Source organism: Anaerobacterium chartisolvens (assembly GCF_003337415.1).
Taxonomy (GTDB): Bacteria; Bacillota; Clostridia; order Acetivibrionales; family DSM-27016; genus Anaerobacterium; species Anaerobacterium chartisolvens.
Window position 1 is genome coordinate 1 of sequence record NZ_QPJT01000059.1, and the last position, 3818, is coordinate 3818.

The 3818-nt window shown below is 39.5% G+C and carries 3 protein-coding genes; all 3 read left to right on the forward strand.

The window, feature by feature from the left end; genetic code table 11:
* Positions 1-975: 975 nt before the first annotated feature.
* The 3 genes from DFR58_RS21400 to DFR58_RS21410 all read left to right on the forward strand — a co-directional run bounded on the left by DFR58_RS21400 (position 976) and on the right by DFR58_RS21410 (position 3664).
* Positions 976-1263, forward strand: a complete 288-nt coding sequence (locus tag DFR58_RS21400) for a hypothetical protein (RefSeq protein ID WP_114300489.1) — start codon at positions 976-978, stop codon at positions 1261-1263.
* 31 nt (positions 1264-1294) lie between these two features.
* On the forward strand, positions 1295-2017 hold the full coding sequence (locus DFR58_RS21405) for a hypothetical protein (protein WP_114300490.1): 723 nt from the start codon (positions 1295-1297) through the stop codon (positions 2015-2017).
* A 561-nt stretch (positions 2018-2578) separates the two neighbouring features.
* Positions 2579-3664, forward strand: a complete 1086-nt coding sequence (locus DFR58_RS21410) for a Kelch repeat-containing protein (protein WP_114300491.1) — start codon at positions 2579-2581, stop codon at positions 3662-3664.
* Positions 3665-3818 lie beyond the last annotated feature (154 nt).

Here is a 3818-nt window from a genome sequence, read left to right on the forward strand (position 1 = left end):
TTGCTCTTGCCGTATTCCTTTGATAAATGGCAGAGATGATATCTGCGTTATTAATTCCTGCGGCCTTTTGGGATTATCCAAATTAATACGAACAACGATTTAGGGGACGCTCCTGTTTTTTCTATATAAAGAGCCCCCTTAAACCCAAGCTTCAGGATCGTCTTGGGCCTGCCTTTTTGTGAATTTACATCCAAATATGCTTTAAAAACAGGAGCGTCCCCATCTCCTATTTTGGCCTTGCATATATACTATCTTCTCTGTAGTTATAATATTTGTAATCGTTATGATGTTAGCGACTATTGCTTTTTTTGATATTTATTCAAAGATAGGCATATCGCTGACTCTCGTTTGTTATATAATAAGCCCTATCAGTATAGTTTTTTCTGTAGAATGTATAATGCGAAAAAGGATGAGGTTAAAGGTAAAACGTACAATTGTGTTCATAGCATATTTAATAATATTCATACTTTCTTTTGGGCAGGTCTTTGCTGGGCAATATATGTCGGGTGGAGTGACCTTATCTCTTTCAACAATTTTATATTTATATTTATTCTCAAAAGCTTTTGAGAGAGATAGAACAAGATAAAGGACAGCTATCAAGGCGCGCTTTATGCATAGTAGGGATGGGGACATTCCTCAACCATCCAATAATTTGATGATTTTTTGAGGAATGTCCCCATACACTAGACAACTGTAATTATATGTGGTTTAATAAAGTAAATATTTGTAGAATTTTGATAATTGAATGATAAAATGGGCTTCAGAGAAAGCATTGATACCTTCCTCAATGGGTTAAAAGAGGACAATTATTACCCCCGGAATATTTATGAACTTTGGCTTTTTCGCAGGACATAAGGCGGTTTGCTATTTTATAATGTTGCTCATATGCTCCCTTGCCGTGCTCCCTCATGGATGCTGGCAGGAGCATAAGGCTATATAAGGATAAATATTTTTATATGGAATGAGGGTCGGTTTATGAAGGACAGGATAAAAAAGATACTGGCGGAAGAACTGGGATATACCCCTTACGAGGCGGAGGTAACGGCTGATGGCCTTATGAGGCTGGACATGCGCCTGAAGGCAGCCTTTGACAGGTGGCTTTGCGACAGGACAGAAACCGATGTGGGGGTTGTGGGGCTAAATGCCTTTAAGCTGATGGAAAAGAGGGGATTGGCATATCCTGCTGCCCTTATTTCCCTTGACTGGGCTATAAGGGAGCCTGAACAAGCTCTGGAATTCCTTAAGCATGGAAGTGTAATGTAATGTTGTTGATCTGTATTATTGGAGGAGGCCTATGAAATATAATGATAGCTTATGCTGCTTGGAGGAAAGCACATGGAAGAATTTGAACAATGAGGAAAAGGAACAGGCACTTCAGGCCATAGAAAATGAAATGGCTTCACGGCAGAACAGGGCTCCCTGCCTTGTGATGCGGTACGACATGGGAGGGCAGGACAATGGTTTTTTTTTACGGGGCAAGTATACGAATGATGACAGGATAATACATATTAACAGCAATCAATATGGGGATGACCCTGATAAGATGCTTGAGGCCGTAATTCATGAGGGCAGACATGCATATCAGTATGACGCTGTGGAAGGCAGGGTTAACCATGATAACAAGGAAGAGGTTAAGCTATGGGAGGATAACCTAAAGGGCAAATATATAGGCCCAAAGCAAAACCCTGAGCAATACAGGAATCAGCCTGTTGAAAAAGATGCCTTTGCCTTTGGAAGAGAGCAAGCCAAAAAGGTAAAGGAGGAAATGAGACAAAACATGGAGAACATGAGGGATGAAGCTGATTCTATAAGTCAAAGCCAGATTAACAGCTACTTCGACGAAAGGTTTGCATATTTTAATCAAAAATTAAATTCTATGTCAAAGCAGGAATCGTCAGGGAATATCGAGTCACAATGCACGGGCCGGGAGGCTTCAAGCTTACAGTCCAGCCAGACGGGCTTCTGCAATGGAGAGAATGCTGCTGAGGAGGATCAGTCTCAGGGCATAGGAAGATGATGTGGTGATAAGGGGACGGGGTTGTCGACGTCACATCGGAACGGGGACAGTCCTGTTTTTTGCTATGCTATGTACAGACACCCATTAAATCCAAGATTCAGGCTCGTCTTGGGCCTGCCTTTTTGTGAATTTACACCCAACATACTTTAAAAACAGGAGAACAGGGGACGCTCCTGAATTTATGCCATGCAAGAGTCCCTGCCTCAGCTTCGGAAATTCATTAAAGTAAGGAGCGTTCCCATAAGCTGGGGGGAGAGATGTTCATAAAACCAGAAGCGTCCCCCTAGGATACAGGGCACAACAGTCAACACCTTTGTGCTGAATTGATTGATATTTAGTCCTGTTATGTAATTATATTGATTACAATACCTGCTCTAAGATATAAATTTCAAGCATACCTTGGTACGTTTGTTTGTGTTAGCAATATTGCACTATTTTTAGGCTTGGCAGGAGCCACATTTATCGGAAGGATATATCATTATATGTGTTCATTATAATTGACAATTTAATACATTAAGCTATAATTTAATTATATAATAAATTAGATTGGATGAATATTACATGAAAAACAAAATTTTTTTGAAAATGAATTATATTACTTTCGTAGTATTGATGGTGCTTTTATGCTCACTACAAATTGTATCTGCTGGTAGTGCAGGTGCATGGACAATGAAAGCATCAATGTCTAGTCCTAGATCTTGGTTTCAAACAGAGGTGATTGACGGAAAGATCTATGTAATTGGTGGCCAAAACAGTACGGGTTATTTATCTTCAGTAGAAGTGTATGATCCTGTGAGCAACATATGGACAACAAAGGCACCAATGTCTACTCCGAGAGCAGTTTTTCAAATGGACGCAGTGAACGGAAAGCTTTACGCTATTGGAGGAATGGGTTACAGTGGTATACTATCTTCGGTAGAAGAATATGACCCAGTGACTGATACATGGACAGAAAAGGAATCAATGTCTAGTCCAAGGATTTATTTTCAAACTAAAGTAGTTAATGGGAAAATCTATGCTATTGGTGGGGTTAATAGAAATTTCTTATCTTCAGTAGAAGAGTATGACCCTGTATCCGATACATGGACTACAAAGGATTCAATGTCTGTTACAAGAGCCTCTTCACAAGCTGAAGCGGTTAACGGGAAAATCTATATTCTAGGAGGAAACGGTAGCAGCGGGGACTTATCGTCAGTAGAAGAATACGATCCTATATGTGATGCATGGACAGTAAAGGCAGCAATGTCTGATAAAAGACATGACATTAAGACACAAGTGACTAATGGAAAGATTTACGCCATTGGAGGATATAACTATGATAATTATTTATCTTCGGTAGAAGAATACGACCCTGTGACCGATACATGGACCTCAAAAGCACCTATGACTGCTTTAAGGGCTTATTTTCAAACAGAAGTACTTGATGGAAAAATTTATACCATAGGTGGCTATACCGGGGATTATTTGAATACGACAGAAGAGTATGATCCTATATCTGATACTTGGATATCAAAAGCAGCAATGTCTGATGCAAGATATGGCTTTAAAACAGAGGTGGTCAATGGGAAAATATATGCTATCGGGGGGCAAAATAGCACCAATAATTTGTCTTCAATAGAGGAATATGATTCGTCTGCAATCCGGTAATGACAATAAGTAGAAAAAGGGACATTCCTCAACTATCCAACAATTTATTGATTTTTTGAGGAATGTCCCCATTTAAATTAATGACTATCTTTTTTTAAGGAAAGAACCGCTATAATAAAGCTGATTGCACCTAGGACAAGGAGAAGTACTACCA